The organism is Type-C symbiont of Plautia stali (assembly GCF_059730935.1).
In genome coordinates this window covers 977,694-993,281 of sequence record NZ_AP035923.1, presented here as the reverse complement: position 1 = coordinate 993,281, position 15,588 = coordinate 977,694, and the positions used below count along the sequence as shown (strand labels likewise).

The window sequence follows — 15,588 nt, the reverse complement described above, 5'->3', positions numbered from 1 at the left end:
CACCGGCGCGTGCGCGGCGCGCCGGCCTGAATGACAGGCATAAAAAAACGGTGACCTTATGGTCACCGTTTTTATTGCCAGCTACGGCTTATTCGCGGAACAGTGCTTCGATATTCAGACCCTGCGTCTGCAGAATTTCACGCAGACGACGCAGACCTTCTACCTGAATCTGACGGACACGCTCACGGGTTAAACCGATTTCGCGGCCCACATCTTCCAGCGTTGCCGCTTCATAGCCTAACAGGCCGAAACGACGTGCCAGCACTTCACGCTGCTTGGCATTGAGTTCAAACAACCACTTAACGATGCTCTGTTTCATATCATCGTCCTGCGTGGTGTCTTCCGGACCGTTATCTTTCTCATCGGCCAGGATATCCAGCAGCGCTTTCTCGGAATCACCGCCTAACGGCGTATCAACCGACGTAATGCGCTCGTTGAGACGCAACATACGGCTTACGTCATCAACTGGCTTGTCCAGCTGCTCGGCGATCTCTTCCGCACTCGGCTCATGGTCCAGCTTGTGCGACAGTTCACGCGCGGTACGCAGGTAAACGTTCAGTTCTTTAACAATGTGAATCGGCAGACGAATAGTACGGGTTTGGTTCATGATAGCCCGTTCAATGGTCTGACGAATCCACCAGGTGGCATAAGTTGAGAAGCGGAACCCGCGTTCCGGGTCAAACTTCTCTACGGCGCGAATCAGGCCGAGATTACCCTCTTCAATCAGATCCAGCAGCGCCAGACCACGATTGCTATAACGACGGGCAATCTTTACCACCAGGCGTAAGTTACTTTCGATCATGCGACGACGAGAAGGAATGTCACCGCGTAATGCGCGACGGGCGAAGAACACTTCTTCTTCCGCCGTTAACAGTGGTGAATAACCAATCTCGCCGAGGTAAAGCTGCGTCGCATCCAGAACGCGTTGCGTCGCACCCTGTGACAGCAACTCTTCTTCAGCTACTTCATTATCACCAGGTTCGTTCTCAACGAGAGCCTTCTCATCAAAAACCTCAGCTCCGTTCTCCTCGAATTCCGCATCATCGTGTAACTCATTAACTTTCAGCGTATTCTGGCTCATAAGCGGCTCCTACCCGTGATCCAAGGGCAGAACACCTAAGGTTCTGCCGGATTATCGCTGCGGTAAATAACGCAACGGGTTTACGGATTTCCCCTTGTAACGAATTTCAAAGTGCAATCTTACTGAACTGGTTCCGGTGCTACCCATGGTAGCGATTTTTTGCCCCGCCTTAACTTCCTGTTGTTCCCGGACCAGCATGGTATCGTTGTGGGCGTAGGCACTCAGGTAATCATCGTTGTGTTTGATGATGATTAAATTACCGTACCCGCGGAGCGCGTTGCCTGCGTATACCACTCTTCCTGATGCAGTGGCGACGACAGGTTGTCCACGCGACCCGGCGATATCGATCCCTTTGTTTCCGCCTTCCGCAGCGGAGAAGTTATCGATGATCTTCCCATCAGTCGGCCAACGCCAGCTTCCCACTGGTGTTGTGCTATTAGTTGTGCTGCTAACTGTGGGCGGTGCGGTAACCGGAGCTGTGGTCGTTGCCACATTATTTGCCCCTTTCGACGGCAGCATTTTCCCGCCTGTCGAACCCGAATCATCAGAATACGTAATAACAGGTTGCTGTGCAACAGGGGTAGATTTAATTTGCGTCTGATTCGATGCCACCGGAACGCCGCCCTGCGTGGCATCCGCTGCGGTTATCGCGTTACCACCGGTGATGGTCTGACCGTTACCGTTACCCACCTGTAACGTCTGCCCGGCGCTCAGGCTATAGGGGGCCGCGATATTATTGCGCTGTGCCAGATCGCGGAAATCATTGCCGGTAATCCAGGCAATATAGAACAGCGTATCGCCTCGCTTAACGGTGTAGGTTTCACCGCCGTAGCTGCCTTTAGGAATATTCCCATAATTGCGATTGTACACAATACGACCATTTTCGGTGGTCACATTATTATTGCCACTAACCATTCCACCCGCAGGCGCGGCTGATGGTGTACCACCGCTTAACATTCCACCACGCGGCATCGCCGGCACGGTGCTGTTCTGCGCGGCGATCATGCCGCCGCCTGTGGTGGGAGCAGCAGCCATACCGCTATCACCGCTGTTGCTGCCAATCTGGCTGATGGGGGCTTGTGTGTTGTCGCCAGAGCTACAGCCTGCCAGCCAAAAACCGACCAGTGAAAGTGCCGCCAGACGGCGTAATTGAAATACTGTGCTTCCCGTGCTCATTGATCCCCCGTGATGGCAATCCTGGATAAAACTGTGTGTCGACGTTGACCGCATGATTCACTATCTGTGCCGTCAAAAACGCGCTTTCGCATTGATTAACAAGGATAGTAACAATATCAACTGCGCCATGCCATGTAACGATTGTGAAGAAATACGTAAGATGGCTTTATGCCAGATCGCCCTGAACCAGCGGCACAAAGCGCACCGGCTCAATCGTTTCTTCAATGATTTCACCACCCTGACGACGCAGGCGCTTAAGTACCTGCTGGTCCTCACCCACCGGCAGCACCATTTTGCCGCCTTCTCCCAGTTGCGCTATCAGCGCAGTCGGAATTTCTGGCGGTGCGGCAGTCACAATAATGGCATCAAACGGCCCCCGCGCGGCCCAGCCCTGCCAGCCGTCGCCGTGGCGTGTGGAAATGTTATGCAGATCGAGCTGCTTCAGGCGGCGTTTCGCCTGCCACTGCAGCCCTTTGATGCGTTCAACCGAGTAAACGTGGTTAACCAGATGCGCGAGAATGGCGGTCTGATAACCCGAACCGGTGCCAATTTCCAGCACGCGCGAAGTCGGGTTCAGTTCCAGCAGCGCCGTCATGCGCGCCACCATATAAGGCTGAGAAATGGTCTGGCCGTTGCCAATTGGCAGCGCCACATTCTCCCAGGCTTTATGTTCAAAAGCCTCGTCAATAAAGCGTTCACGCGGGACATCAGCGATGGCTTTCAGCAGATGCTCATCGTGAATACCCTGCGTGCGCAGTTGGGCCAGAAGCGTTTCGATGCGCCGGTTTACCATGCCGGGTTCACCTCAGCCTGGTACAGCCCGTCGCCTGCCCTCTTCCGCGCCGCGCCGGCGCCAGGATCAACCTGTCGTAATGTCTTCACGCCAGGGAACACGCCAATGCCGGGAGTCTGAATTCCATCATCGTTGCTGAGCCGTATCCGCATCTGATTCTGACCTTTTTCATTAACCGGTCCACCGACCGCCGCGCCCGTTTTGCGCCTTCAGCGGCGCAAGCGGTCCTGCGCTGGCGGCACAAGGATGTTTGCATTCTAGCGGTGAGGCGCGGGAAGTGGTAGGCGTAAATCACGCAACCGTCGGCAGTTGTCGCAACAATAAGCAGTCAAACGCAATGGCAACCGGTAAAAAGCCCGGCGAAAAGCCGGGCTGATTTATCACCTCAGTGACGATCAGGTAAGCTCACCGCATACAGATACCAGGCCGAGTGCGGCAGCCAGCCTTCCGCCCAGCGCCAGTCTTCATCCTTCCGTGTGACCGCATAACCTTCGTCAAAGGCGATACCGTCCGCCACCTGATTCGACGCGCCGGTGATGCCGTTGACGATACCGCCCGGCAGCGTGGTGTATTTCCACGAATTGAAGAACAGATAGCTGATGTGACGATAGCCGCTGCCGGTCAGCATGCTGACGTCGTACGGATTATGACCGAGGATCCAGTTGAGCTGATCCCAGGCATAACTCTGCAGCTGCTGCGTAAAGGCTTTATCGTCCGCGAACAGCGGCATCGCCTGACGGGCGGCGGCGGCCAGCGAGGCGATACGCGCGTTTTCGCCCTGCCACCACGGCGCAGCTTCGCTGTCGTGCGGGAAGAAGAAGCTGGTGCGCTTCACGCCGTCTTTCAGCTGAATCAGCTGGCGCGCATAGCCAAACGGGTTATTGCTCTCTTTGGTGACCGCCAGCTCAAAGCCCAGCGAGCGTTTTACCGTCTGGCGGATGTTCGCCTGCTGCGCCTGCGGCGCGATGCGCGCGTACTCCAGCAGCGCGATCACCGGCAGACCGGCATCGGACGGATGGAAGAACGGGCGTTTTTCGCCGTCGGCACGCCAGTAGTCATGCCAGTTATCCAGCGACGTCAGTCGCGCCATCAGGCTCTCCGCACGCTGCTGCGCCGCAGCCAGATAGACCGCTTTTTGCGAGGCGCGATACAGCTCGGTAGCCGCCAGCAGCGCGGTGTAATCATCCACGATGTTCTCTTTGCCGTCGTTCACCATGCGCAGATTATTTTTCTGCAGGAAGGCAAAGGCATCTTCTGCGGTTTGCAGATACTGCTGCCGCGTAAAGTTACCGTCATTTTCCATGGTGCTGGCCAGCGCCAGCGCGGCAATTGACATGCCGGCACCGGATCGGAAGCTGGCCTGCCACGCCAGCGGGCCGACCGCCTCTTCTTCAACAATGGTGGAATCTGACTCCTTCTCTTTAATCTGCGTGCGCCAGTTGGGATTGGCGATCACCCGGTCCTGAGCCAGCTTCTCTTTGCCCGGCGACGAGATCGCCTGGAAGAAGGATTCACCCGGCCGCTTCATGCGCACCAGGAAATCGGCACCGTACAGCCCTTCGTCGAGCATGCGCCGGCGATACTCATCAAAGTTCGGGTTATCCCGCGCCCCGAGATTTTGATAACCGCGCAGTAAACTCCACGCCACCAGCGGCGCCTGCTGCGGATTGAAATAAGAGGTCAGATTCTGGTGCGACAGGTGCACGCCGTAATCGCCGGTGGCGTCATACCAGCCGCCGTGGACGTCAACCGTACCGCTGCCGGTGCCCGGTGGCAGCGGCAGTTTGCGGTCCGCCTTATCGAACAGGCCGGTGACGCGCTGGCTTTTGAAATAGGCAATCACATCGGACAGCGTATAGCGCTCGAGCAGATCGGCACCAATAATGAACGGCCCGGAGCGCACATCGCCGTCACTGCTGGTGGTTTGCAGCACGTAGCGGCCTGGCGTTTGCCAGCCGGAGAAATCGGCACGATAGAAGGTGCGATCGCCCCAGCCCGGCACGTCACCTTGCGGCTGCAGCGTGCCGCTCAGCACCGCTTTATTGGTCTCATTATCCAGCAGGGTAAATTTCACCGGCGGTTTAGTGCGCGAGTCGCCGGTCAGCTGCACGATGGCGTTTTTCGGCGCGGCAACATCGTAGCCGACCTGATTGATTAAAACGTGGGTTTCGGCGTGCGCCAGCCCGGCCAGTAACAGCGCTGCGGTCAGCGCGGAGAAGCGAATCCTCATGGTCATCATCCTTAGTGTCGTGAGTGATTGAACAGGCTAAAAGGGGCAATCATCATGAATTTGACGTCCTTTTCATCCTGGAAAACGTTGCCATAGCCGCCGCCCCAGCTGGGGTTATCGCTATGATTGTTGTAGGCGGTGAGATGCAGCTTGAATACCGTGTCTTTGGCCCAGCCGGACTGCACCTGCCACACCAGATCGCCATTGATGGCGGTTTCCGTCAGGCGCTGCTGCTGCGACCAGTCGCCGCCGCGCGCCGGTTTACCGTCCCAGCCCCAGGCAAACGAGCCACCGATGCTGACGCCTGGCCAGACGATGTCGCTGAGATCGATCATCAGGCCCGCGAACAGTGCTTTTTCGCCGTCGGCGTTGAAGTCAGAGCGCGAATCCCACCACATATCGATGCGGCCCGCGGAGTTGGGATAGATCGGCGTCATCGCCACGGTGTAGTAACCCTGTTTCCCCGGTGCGTGTACCGCGCTGCCCTCGAGCCGGAACTGGTAGCGATCCCACTGGTACGCCAGCGTCAGGCCCTGCTGCCAGGCAAACTCATCGTAAACATCATGCCGACCGGTACGATCCTGCGAGCCGTAGAACTGCCAGCTGACGCTGAACGGGTTATCCCACAGCGTCAGCTGGCGTGCCGCTTTGGCGAAATATTTGTCGAGATAATGCGGAGATTCCCCCCACGCCAGCTCCAGCGTGTTGCCGTTTTTGAAGTCATACTTCGCACCCAGCGAGTGCAGATAAGGAATGCGTGTTTGCCGGTCGATTTCGCGAAACTCGTACATTTTGCGATACCACGGTGCTTTGTACTTGTTGGCGCCCATCCACGACAGCGACAGCGCGCCGGCAGCGCCATAGTCATAGACTGCCCCGACTTCCACGCCCTGGTAAGTGCCGGGCAGAAATCCCCATTGGGTGCCAAGCAGCGTCTGACCGCTCGGCTGGATATAACCGGCCCGCAGCCAGTAGTCGCCGGCTTTGAGTTTCAGCGCGGCACGGTAGAGATCCAGCCCGTTACGTTCGCCGACGCCACGGTCTTCCCACATCGAAGGCCCGTGACTGAAGCTGATCTCGTTGGGATGCGCCGGGCTGCCTTCAAACAGATCCCAGGTGGCGAAGGCCGCCACATCAATGCCCACGGTATCGGCCAGATAGCCGGACTGATAATCGAGCGCGCCGGTCAGCGTGCTGTGATGCAGGTTGGTCTGATAGTGCTGATAGTGCGTGCTGTGCGGATCGAGATCTTTACGCTCACGGTGGCGCTGCCAGTAATAGACGGTGCCCTCCAGCGTGCTGTCTTCAACAAATCCTTCCGCCAGCGCCGGCGGTGCCGCGCCCAGCATCAGGGTGGCCAGCGGCAGCAGCGCTGCCTTTTTTCTCCTGGTGAATGTGTTCATGACCTTTCCTTAAGGTGCACGCGGCCCTGCGAAGCAGCCGCATGCGATTTCCCTGTTTTGGTGTTAACGAATCAGCGCATCAGGCGCCGGTTTTATTCACGCTGCGCAGCGTCCAGCGGCCGTAAATCAGCGTCAGAATGAATGGGGTGAGGAAAGCCACGGCAATTGCCGCCACTTCATAGATCATCTTCGACTCCGGGCCTTCGAACAGGCCAAGTTCAAACACATTCAGCACCGGCAGGAAACTGTAAGTTTTCACCTGCAGCAGCCCGGTGATGCCACCGCCGAGCGCCGCGCCGATGCAGCCGAAGATAAACAGCATGCGGTACTTGAGATTGACGCCGTACAGCGCCGGTTCGGTGATGCCAAAGAACGCTGACAGCGACGCCGAGATTGCAATCTGCCGGTCGCGCAGGCTGCGGGCGATGAAGATCGCGCCGGTAACCGCGCCAAACTGCCCCATCACCGCCGACATAAACATCGCCATGATGGTGTCATAGCCCTGCACCTGAATATTGATCAGCGCCAGCGGGATGATGCCCCAGTGGACGCCAAACACCACAAACAGCTGACCTATGCCCGCCAGCAGCGCGCCGGAGATCATCGGGCTGAGCTGATAGAGCCAGCTGTAGCCGCTGGCGATGCCGACGCCAACGTAATCCGCCAGCGGGCCAATCACCGTGAACACCACAAAACCACAAATCAGCAGCGACAGGCACGGCACAAACACCAGCGCTGCCACCTCGGGGATCCACTGTTTCAGCCGGCGCTCAACCTTGCTCAGCAGCAGCACCGCCAGAATCGCCGGAATCACCGCGCCGCCGTAAATCTTCAGGCTGATGCTCAGGCCGAACAGCGCGAAGTGCGCCGGCAGATCCGGCTGGGTCAGCGGAAACACCATCGCCGCCGTCAGCGCCAGCGCGGTGAAACGGCTGGCGCCGAAACGGTCCGCCGCGGTAACCGCAATAAACAGTGGCAGAAAGACAAACACGCCGCTGGCCAGCGCGTTGAACATGGCGAACAGCAGGTCATCGTCCGCCACCCAGCCCTGTGTCTGTAGCAGCACCATGATGCCTTTGATCACCCCGATGCCGGCCAGTACGCCAATGTAGGGCGTGAAGATAGCGCCCAGCGTGGCCAGCATTTTGCCCGCAACGCCGCGCTCGTCTTTGCCGGGCTTCACCGGCTCGGCCACCGGCGCTGCGCCCTGCTGCATCGCCTGATACAGCTGTTCGACCTGCGGCCCGACCACAATCTGCAGCTGTCCGGACGCGTTCACCACGCGGATGACGCCCGGCAGGCTACTGATGGCCGGCATATCGACACTGGCCAGATCGTTTATCGTCAGCCGCAGCCGCGTGGCGCAGTGTGAAATGTGGCTGATATTATCGTCGCCGCCGACCTGTTCCCTGATGGCCTGCGCCAGCTTCACGTAATCGAGTTTCATTGTTGTTATCCTTATGGCTCGCGCCCGGCGTTAGTCGTAATCACCCGGTTTGGTTTTGCTCTTCATCGCCACGCCAAAATCAGTGAATATGCGCTGCGGCAGATTATTGCCTTTGGCTTCAGCGATGTGATGCGCGAGGATCTGGAACGGAATCACCATCAGCAGCGGCGCCATCCATTCGCTGACCTCCACGCCGAGTGCCAGCGTGCGCGCATCATCGCTCTCCCCGAGACACAGACTCCAGACGTGCGGTGTCACGCGCTGCTCATACTGGCGCAGCAGCTGCAGGCGTTCGCGCACCGGCGCCTCGACGTCGATGAAGAACAGCCGGTGCTGCGGATTGATTTCGAAATAGGGGCCATGCATAAACGCTTCCAGTTCAATGCCCTGCGACGGCACGCGCACCGTTTCGCTGAATTTGGTCTCCATCTCTTTGATCACGCCAATCGCCGGACCAAAGCCAATCGAGATAAAGCGTGGCGCCGCAGTGAGATCGTCCTGCCAGCGCTGCCAGAAGCGCTCGGTGCGGGCGATGATGTCCGGAATCGCGTCGACGCCGCGCTGCAGTTGCGCCAGCGCCTGCTGCTCCTGTTCTGCGCTGAGACGACCGCTGTGGCGCGCGCTGTGCACGCCAATCAGCATCAGCGTCAGGATCGTGGCGACATAGCCTTTGGTGACATAACCGACGCGCTCCTCGCCGTTCATGATGTCTACGGCATGATCCACCGCCTGCGCCAGCGGACTGGTGATTTTGCTGGTGATGCCCCAGGTTGCCACGCCGTGCTGTTTTTTCAGCGCGTCAATCGCCGCCAGCGTCGAAGTGCTCTCGCCGCTCTGTGAAATCGCGATCACCAGATCGGTCGCCGGGTCCCACTGCTCGTAATGCTGAAAATGGAACGGCTCCTGCACGCTGATGCGTACGCCAGTCAGTTGCTCAACGTAATATTTGGCGCTGAGCGCGGCGTTGATGCTGGAGCCGGTGGCCAGAATCAGCACTGTTTTCGCCTTGCCCAGCACCGGTAATCCCTGCGGATAGCACGCCAGCAGATGGCTCAGCACCTCGGGTTGCTGGTGGATGTAGGTCATCATGGTGGGTTTCATTACCGCTCCTTAAACTGTTTTCCCGCCAACCTGAAAACGTTTTCAGGTTATGAGCCAACTTATTTAATGGCGCATATTAAGTCAACGTGAGGATCGTGAAATTGCGATCGCGCTAACAAAGCGCAACGAAAGCAGGCGGAACGTTTAAGGAGAGAAGATCAGGCGGATTCGCCGGGGATCAATACCGGCTTTAGCGGTGTGCTGCAGCGCGCGTGCGGGCTTAGGCTGCCGTCCAGCTGCGCCATCATCATGGTGATAATGTTTTGCCCCAGCTGCGGATTCTGGTGATCGACACTGGTCAGGCGCGGGATAAAATACTCGCTGCCGGGGAAGCGCTCGCAGCTGATGACCGCGACCTGCTCAGGCACGTCAATGCCGCGATCGCGTAACGCGCGGATCGCGCCCATCGCCACGCGATCGTTGATCGCCACCAGCGCCTGCGGTTGCTCTACCTGCTGCCACAGCGTATCAACCGCCTGATAGCCGTGTTCAGGATAGAAGTTATTCAGGCAGATCCAGCTGTCGCGCGGCGTAATGCCGGCCTGCTGCAGCGTGGCGTGGAAATGACTGACGCGCTCGCGCGTCACCCACACTTTGCGCGAACCGCCGATGAAGGCGATATCACGCAGGCCGCGCGCCAGCAGATGATTCACCGCCAGCCCGACGCAGTGCTGCTGGTCGCGCATCACGCACGGCCATCGGCCAGCAGGATGCGGCTGCCCCACCACCACCACCGCCATTTTGTCCATCAGCGATTCCAGCAGCGTCAGGTAGCCGGCCGGAATCGGCGCATAGTCGCTGTGGCCGCCGAGCACGATCACCCCATCGATCTGGCTATCGATAATCGACTGAAAAATCGCGCTTTCGTCATCGTCGTGCTGAGGGCTGCGGTTGGCCGACTGGGTATCGTACAGGGTGATTTTGTAACCGATGGCCAGACAGGCCTGCTGAATCTGCGCCACCAGCGTGACGAAGTAAGGGTTAGTGATGTCAGAGACAATCACCGCGAGGGTGTAGCTCTGGCGCGATATCATGCCGCGTGCCATCAGGTTGGGGCTGAACTGATGCTCGGCGATCACCTGTTCCACCCGCGTGCGGGTTTTTTCCGATACCCACGCATGCTTGTTGAGCACGCGCGAGACGGTAGTGATCGACACACCGGCGAGTACGGCAATATCCTTGATGGTGAGATTTTTGCTCATCGTCGCCGGGTTCGCTTATTCGTCGCCGAGCGGGGCCGCCGCGCCGTTGCTCAGCAGTTCACGCACTACGCTGGTGGCAAAACTGCCGGCCGGCAGCCAGAACTGCAGCTCGAGCGTGACGTCATCCCACCAGTTCCATTGCAGATCTTTCGGCACCACCAGCATGGCGCGCCGCGCCGCATCGACGCGTTCACGCTCCAGCAGGCCCAGCAGATCGGCCGCGCCCGCCAGCTGCTGCTGTTCAAACGCCAGCGTTTCGCCCTGGGTGCCCAGCTCGCCACGCCCGGCCAGCGGTGCGGTGATGCGCAGCTCGTGGTTATCCACACGCTGCTGCAGCGCAGGTAACTCGTCCGTCTGGGCAACAAACCAGCTGCCGCGCCCGCTGAGCTGCAGCGCATCGCCGGGCTGCACGCGATCCAGCGCACCGTCACGCTGCAGGCGCGCGCTGGTCAGCTGATTGAACAGCTGGCTGCGCGCCGCCGACAGCAGAATGCCTTTCATACTGCGGTCGCGTGGACGGAATTTCTCCTCTGCCCACAGGCGCGCCTGCGTCAGGTTATTGCCGCCGCGGCCAAAGCGCTGTTCGCCAAAGTAGTTGGGCACGCCCTGCTGCTGAATTCGCTGCAGCCGCGATTCCACCTGCGCGCGATCGGACACCTGACGTACCACCAGACGAAACGCATTGCCCGCCAGCGCGCCGGTGCGCAGTTTACGCTTGTGGCGAATCACCTGCAGGATCTCCACGCCTTCCAGCTGGAAGCCGGCAAGGTTGGGCATCGCCGTGCCCGGCACGCGGAAGCACAGCGTCTGCTCGGTGACCGCGTGGCGATCTTTCATGCCGGCATAGCTGAGATCGCGCTGATGCACGCCGAGGAATTTGGCGATTGCCTCAGCGACAAAACGCGTGTTGCAGCCAATTTTGCGGATGCGCACCAGCAGCTGTTCGCCTTCGCCATCATAGGGATAGCCGAGATCTTCAATCACTACGAAATCTTCGGGACTGGCTTTGATCACCCCGGTAGCAGCGGGTACGCCGTGCAGGTAGAGCAGTTCACTCATGCCCGATCGGCCTTCACCAGCAGCGCCACGGCTTCGCAGGCGATGCCTTCACCGCGACCGGTGAAGCCCAGCTTCTCGGTGGTGGTGGCTTTGACGTTGACATCATCCATGTGGCAACCGAGATCTTCGGCGATGTTGACGCGCATCTGCGGCACGTGCGGCAGCATTTTCGGTGCCTGAGCGATGATGGTGACATCGACGTTGCCGATGCGGTAGCCCTTCTGCTGGATGCGGCGCCAGGCTTCGCGCAGCAAACCGCGGCTGTCGGCGCCTTTGAATGCAGGATCGGTATCCGGGAACAGTTTGCCGATGTCGCCCATTGCCACCGCGCCCAGCAGCGCGTCGGTCAGCGCATGAAGCGCCACATCGCCGTCTGAATGCGCAATAAAGCCCTGTTCGAAGGGAATACGCACCCCGCCAATCACCAGCGGACCTTCGCCGCCAAACGCGTGCACGTCAAAACCGTGACCGATACGCATCATGCGTGCTCCTTTAACTGAATCTGAGTGAGATAGAAGGCCGCCAGCGCCAGATCTTCCGGCCGCGTTACCTTAATATTGTCGCTGCGTCCGCTGACCAGCTCAGGATGATAACCGCAATACTCCAGCGCCGAGGCTTCATCGGTGATGGTCGCGCCTTCATTGAGCGCGCGCGTCAGGCAGGCGGTCAGCAGCGCATGCGGGAAAAACTGCGGCGTCAGCGCATGCCATAAGTCATCGCGTTCAACGGTATGCGCAATGGCACCTTTGCCGGGCTCCGCGCGCTTCATGGTGTCGCGCACCGGTGCCGCCAGAATCGCGCCGACTTTGCTGTGCTCACGCACCGCCAGCAGACGCGCTAAATCATCGGGATGCAGACACGGCCGCGCCGCGTCGTGCACCAGCACCCAGGCGCTGTGGCGGATGGTCTGTAATCCGGCCAGCACCGATTCGGCGCGGGTTTCGCCGCCGGTGACGCGCAGCACACGTGCATCCTGCGCCAGCGGCAGGCTATCGAACCAGCCGTCATCCGGGCTGACTGGCACCACCACCTGCTTTACCGCCGGATGCGCCAGCAGGCGCGCCACGCTGTGCTCGAGCAGGGTTAACGGACCGATGGTGAGATACTGCTTCGGACAGGCGGCCTGCATGCGGCTGCCGATACCGGCAGCCGGCACCACGGCAATCACATCCGCAGAGGAAGAGAGCTGATTCATGGTTTATCGTTGTTGATTCTGCGCCGCTTGTTGCGCATTACGTTTGTTTTGGTCTGGCACCAGACGATAGAAAGTCTCGCCAGGCCTGATCATGCCCAGCTCGCTGCGTGCGCGTTCCTCAATCGCCTCTGAACCGCCATTGAGATCGTCAATTTCGGCAAACAGTTGATCGTTACGCGCTTTGAGTTTGGCGTTATTCGCCTGTTGTGACGCCACGTCTTCGCTGACGCGCGTGTAATCATGGATACCGTTCTTGCCCAGCCACAGAGAGTATTGCAACCATCCCAGCAGCACGAGCAGCAGTAACGTCAGTTTTCCCATCCCCGCCCCCTGAAAAACGGCTCAATCATCCCATAACTTGACGCCGGACTCCACTGCGGCAGCGAAAATGGCGCGCAAGCAGATTTGTCTGGACAAATAATGACGGGGAAAGCGCCGGACGGCAGGTAAAGTTTTGTAACCTGCCGATGCGTTTGCACATCAGCGCCGGATTACCAGCCGGAGAGAAAGGAGAACAGCAGCCAGAACAGGCACACCACCACCAGGGCGGTGATCAGGCCGCTCCACCACAGCCGGCCACGCAGCATCAGGCTGAGCACGATGCCAATCAGCACCGAAACCGGCAGCAGCGCAAGGAAAAAAGGCCAGGTGTAGAGAAAGAAAAACAGCGTGTTAGAGCCGTACAGCAGAAACGGGATGCCCAGCGCACACCAGTACGAGAGAAAGCCGATCACGCCGCCCGGCAACGATGAGCGTGGCTCATCCGGGGTGCGTTCATCTTTGCGTGCCAGCATGGGGGTAACGTTCTGCATAGAGATCCTGTTGACGCTAAAGCGCGGCAAACCGTGAGATTTGCCGCTGTCGGTTCAGGATCTGATGATATCGTGGTGGCGCAGCAGGTCTAACAATTGGCCGGTCAGTTTTGTAACCAATTGTTCACCATCCAGCTGGATTTCCGGCGCGTCCGGCGCCTCGTAAACGCTGTCGATACCGGTGAAGTTACGTAGCTCGCCGGCACGGGCTTTTTTATACAAGCCTTTCGGATCGCGCGCTTCGCACACCGCCAGCGGCGTATCGACGAACACCTCGATAAACTGCCCGTCACCGAGCAGATCGCGCACCATCTGGCGCTCGGCACGGTGCGGCGAGATGAACGCCGTCAGCACCACCAGTCCGGCATCCACCATCAGTTTCGCCACTTCGCCCACGCGCCGGATATTCTCTTTGCGGTCTTCATCGCTGAAACCGAGATCGCGGCACAGGCCGTGACGCACATTGTCGCCGTCCAGCAGATAGGTGCTGACGCCCAGCCGGTGCAGCGCCTGCTCCAGTGCACCGGCCACGGTAGATTTACCCGAGCCAGAGAGCCCGGTAAACCACAGCACCACGCCACGATGGCCGTGCTGCTGTTCGCGTTCAGCGCGCGTGACCGGATGGTCATGCCACACCACGTTTTCGTCGTGCTGCGCCATTACTGACCGCCCAGCAGGTCGCGCGCGTTCCAGTGCGGGAAGTGACGGCGCACCAGCGCGTTCAGCTCCAGCTCGAAATCACTGTACTGGCCAGCCTGACTGCGCGCGGCGCTCAGCGGCTGATGGATCATGCCGGCGCCGACGGTCACGTTGCTCAGGCGATCGATAAAGATCATGCCGCCGGTCACCGGGTTCTGCTGGTAAGCATCCAGCACCATCGGTTCATCGAAGGTCACTTCTACCAGACCGATGCCGTTGAGCGGCAGGCTGTCGACCGCGCGTTTTTCCAGCGTATTGATCTCCACCTGATGGAGAATCTTTTCGACGCGGCCACGCGCTTTCTTGCCGGCAATTTTCACTTCATAGCTTTGTCCCGGCTGCAGCGGCTGTTCCGCCATCCACACCACGTCGACGGTCGCGGACTGCACCGCCTGCAAATCGGCTGCGGCATCCACCAGCAGATCGCCACGGCTGATGTCGATCTCATCGTTCAGCACCAGGGTAATCGCCTCACCGGCGGCCGCCTGCTGCAGGTCGCCATCAAAGGTGACGATACGCGCAACGCTGGATTCCACACCGGACGGCAGCACTTTCACTCGCTGGCCGACGCTGACCACGCCCGATGCCAGCGTACCGGCATAGCCACGGAAGTCGAGGTTCGGCCGGTTAACATACTGCACCGGGAAGCGCATCGGCTGCGTGTCGACCACGCGCTTCAGCTCTACCGTTTCCAGCACGTCGAGCAACGTCGGGCCGCTGTACCACGGCATGGTTACGCTCGGGGTGGCGACGTTATCGCCTTCCAGCGCCGACATCGGCACAAAGCGGATATCAAGATCGTCCGGCAGCTGCGCGGCAAAATCGAGGTAATCCTGTTTGATCTGCTCGAAGGTCTCCTGGCTGTACGCCACCAGATCCATCTTGTTGATCGCCACCACCAGATGTTTGATGCCCAGCAGCGTGGCAATAAAGCTGTGGCGACGGGTCTGATCCAGCACGCCTTTGCGCGCATCGATCAGCAGGATCGCCAGATCGCAGGTTGAGGCACCGGTCGCCATGTTGCGGGTGTACTGCTCGTGCCCCGGCGTGTCGGCGATGATGAACTTGCGCTTCTCGGTGGAGAAATAGCGATAGGCCACATCGATAGTGATGCCCTGCTCGCGCTCGGCCTGCAGGCCATCAACCAGCAGCGCCAGATCGAGTTTCTCGCCCTGGGTGCCGTGGCGTTTGCTGTCATTGTGCAGCGACGACAGCTGATCTTCATAAATCTGGCGCGTATCGTGCAGCAGACGGCCAATCAGCGTACTTTTGCCGTCGTCGACGCTGCCGCAGGTGAGGAAACGCAGCAGGCTTTTGTGTTGTTGCGCGGTCAGCCAGGCTTCAACGCCGCCCTGCTCGGCAATCTGTTGGGCAATAACGGTATTCATCG

15 protein-coding genes are annotated in these 15,588 nt (G+C 59.3%); all 15 read right to left on the bottom strand.

Features of this window, described 5'->3' with window-relative positions:
* Nucleotides 1-88: 88 nt before the first annotated feature.
* Nucleotides 89-1,081, bottom strand: a complete 993-nt coding sequence (rpoS, locus tag AC6I7J_RS04445; protein WP_021507339.1) for an RNA polymerase sigma factor RpoS — start codon at nt 1,079-1,081, stop codon at nt 89-91.
* Between the two features lie 51 nt (nt 1,082-1,132).
* The gene (nlpD, locus tag AC6I7J_RS04440) at nt 1,133-2,257 is read right to left on the bottom strand and encodes a murein hydrolase activator NlpD (RefSeq protein WP_058776000.1); all 1,125 of its coding nucleotides are present in this window, start codon (nt 2,255-2,257) and stop codon (nt 1,133-1,135) included.
* Between the two features lie 166 nt (nt 2,258-2,423).
* The gene (locus tag AC6I7J_RS04435; RefSeq protein WP_021507341.1) at nt 2,424-3,050 is read right to left on the bottom strand and encodes a protein-L-isoaspartate(D-aspartate) O-methyltransferase; all 627 of its coding nucleotides are present in this window, start codon (nt 3,048-3,050) and stop codon (nt 2,424-2,426) included.
* A 385-nt stretch (nt 3,051-3,435) separates the two neighbouring features.
* Nucleotides 3,436-5,280 carry a glycoside hydrolase family 9 protein gene (locus AC6I7J_RS04430; RefSeq protein WP_498006903.1) on the bottom strand — a complete coding sequence of 615 codons (1,845 nt, stop codon included), beginning with the start codon at nt 5,278-5,280 and terminating at the stop codon, nt 3,436-3,438.
* Nucleotides 5,281-5,291: 11 nt separating this feature from the next.
* A complete protein-coding gene (locus tag AC6I7J_RS04425; RefSeq protein WP_498006902.1) occupies nt 5,292-6,683 on the bottom strand; it encodes an OprD family outer membrane porin in 1,392 nt (463 codons plus the stop codon).
* A gap of 79 nt (nt 6,684-6,762) precedes the next feature.
* Nucleotides 6,763-8,130, bottom strand: a complete 1,368-nt coding sequence (locus AC6I7J_RS04420; protein ID WP_059010923.1) for a PTS transporter subunit EIIC — start codon at nt 8,128-8,130, stop codon at nt 6,763-6,765.
* A gap of 30 nt (nt 8,131-8,160) precedes the next feature.
* Complete coding sequence (locus tag AC6I7J_RS04415) at nt 8,161-9,231, bottom strand: SIS domain-containing protein (protein WP_058771484.1); 1,071 nt, start codon at nt 9,229-9,231, stop codon at nt 8,161-8,163.
* A 158-nt stretch (nt 9,232-9,389) separates the two neighbouring features.
* Nucleotides 9,390-10,433: a LacI family DNA-binding transcriptional regulator gene (locus AC6I7J_RS04410; RefSeq protein WP_498006901.1), complete on the bottom strand. Its 1,044-nt coding sequence runs from the start codon at nt 10,431-10,433 to the stop codon at nt 9,390-9,392.
* 15 nt (nt 10,434-10,448) lie between these two features.
* Complete coding sequence (gene truD / locus AC6I7J_RS04405; RefSeq protein WP_498006900.1) at nt 10,449-11,492, bottom strand: tRNA pseudouridine(13) synthase TruD; 1,044 nt, start codon at nt 11,490-11,492, stop codon at nt 10,449-10,451.
* Nucleotides 11,489-11,971 carry a 2-C-methyl-D-erythritol 2,4-cyclodiphosphate synthase gene (gene ispF / locus AC6I7J_RS04400; protein WP_031279680.1) on the bottom strand — a complete coding sequence of 161 codons (483 nt, stop codon included), beginning with the start codon at nt 11,969-11,971 and terminating at the stop codon, nt 11,489-11,491. The genes truD and ispF overlap by 4 nt, the downstream gene beginning before the upstream one ends.
* Complete coding sequence (gene ispD, locus AC6I7J_RS04395) at nt 11,971-12,687, bottom strand: 2-C-methyl-D-erythritol 4-phosphate cytidylyltransferase (protein WP_021507349.1); 717 nt, start codon at nt 12,685-12,687, stop codon at nt 11,971-11,973. Before ispD ends, ispF begins: the two co-directional genes overlap by 1 nt.
* A gap of 3 nt (nt 12,688-12,690) precedes the next feature.
* Nucleotides 12,691-13,008 carry a cell division protein FtsB gene (gene ftsB, locus AC6I7J_RS04390; RefSeq protein WP_021507350.1) on the bottom strand — a complete coding sequence of 106 codons (318 nt, stop codon included), beginning with the start codon at nt 13,006-13,008 and terminating at the stop codon, nt 12,691-12,693.
* 170 nt (nt 13,009-13,178) lie between these two features.
* Nucleotides 13,179-13,499 carry a DUF3561 family protein gene (locus AC6I7J_RS04385; protein WP_021507351.1) on the bottom strand — a complete coding sequence of 107 codons (321 nt, stop codon included), beginning with the start codon at nt 13,497-13,499 and terminating at the stop codon, nt 13,179-13,181.
* A gap of 54 nt (nt 13,500-13,553) precedes the next feature.
* On the bottom strand, nt 13,554-14,159 hold the full coding sequence (cysC, locus tag AC6I7J_RS04380; RefSeq protein ID WP_021507352.1) for an adenylyl-sulfate kinase: 606 nt from the start codon (nt 14,157-14,159) through the stop codon (nt 13,554-13,556).
* Nucleotides 14,159-15,586: a sulfate adenylyltransferase subunit CysN gene (gene cysN / locus AC6I7J_RS04375; protein ID WP_058771479.1), complete on the bottom strand. Its 1,428-nt coding sequence runs from the start codon at nt 15,584-15,586 to the stop codon at nt 14,159-14,161. The genes cysC and cysN overlap by 1 nt, the downstream gene beginning before the upstream one ends.
* Nucleotides 15,587-15,588: the final 2 nt, after the last annotated feature.

What these genes read in the sequence shown, in the direction of transcription:
- AC6I7J_RS04385 (WP_021507351.1), bottom strand. Translation starts at nt 13,499, where the DNA reads ATGCAGAACGTTACCCCCATGCTGGCACGCAAAGATGAACGCACCCCG.
- cysC (WP_021507352.1), bottom strand. Translation starts at nt 14,159, where the DNA reads ATGGCGCAGCACGACGAAAACGTGGTGTGGCATGACCATCCGGTCACG.
- AC6I7J_RS04435 (WP_021507341.1), bottom strand. Translation starts at nt 3,050, where the DNA reads ATGGTAAACCGGCGCATCGAAACGCTTCTGGCCCAACTGCGCACGCAG.
- AC6I7J_RS04410 (WP_498006901.1), bottom strand. Translation starts at nt 10,433, where the DNA reads ATGAGCAAAAATCTCACCATCAAGGATATTGCCGTACTCGCCGGTGTG.
- ftsB (WP_021507350.1), bottom strand. Translation starts at nt 13,008, where the DNA reads ATGGGAAAACTGACGTTACTGCTGCTCGTGCTGCTGGGATGGTTGCAA.
- ispF (WP_031279680.1), bottom strand. Translation starts at nt 11,971, where the DNA reads ATGCGTATCGGTCACGGTTTTGACGTGCACGCGTTTGGCGGCGAAGGT.
- AC6I7J_RS04425 (WP_498006902.1), bottom strand. Translation starts at nt 6,683, where the DNA reads ATGAACACATTCACCAGGAGAAAAAAGGCAGCGCTGCTGCCGCTGGCC.
- nlpD (WP_058776000.1), bottom strand. Translation starts at nt 2,257, where the DNA reads ATGAGCACGGGAAGCACAGTATTTCAATTACGCCGTCTGGCGGCACTT.
- AC6I7J_RS04415 (WP_058771484.1), bottom strand. Translation starts at nt 9,231, where the DNA reads ATGAAACCCACCATGATGACCTACATCCACCAGCAACCCGAGGTGCTG.
- cysN (WP_058771479.1), bottom strand. Translation starts at nt 15,586, where the DNA reads ATGAATACCGTTATTGCCCAACAGATTGCCGAGCAGGGCGGCGTTGAA.
- AC6I7J_RS04430 (WP_498006903.1), bottom strand. Translation starts at nt 5,280, where the DNA reads ATGAGGATTCGCTTCTCCGCGCTGACCGCAGCGCTGTTACTGGCCGGG.
- AC6I7J_RS04420 (WP_059010923.1), bottom strand. Translation starts at nt 8,130, where the DNA reads ATGAAACTCGATTACGTGAAGCTGGCGCAGGCCATCAGGGAACAGGTC.
- ispD (WP_021507349.1), bottom strand. Translation starts at nt 12,687, where the DNA reads ATGAATCAGCTCTCTTCCTCTGCGGATGTGATTGCCGTGGTGCCGGCT.
- rpoS (WP_021507339.1), bottom strand. Translation starts at nt 1,081, where the DNA reads ATGAGCCAGAATACGCTGAAAGTTAATGAGTTACACGATGATGCGGAA.
- truD (WP_498006900.1), bottom strand. Translation starts at nt 11,492, where the DNA reads ATGAGTGAACTGCTCTACCTGCACGGCGTACCCGCTGCTACCGGGGTG.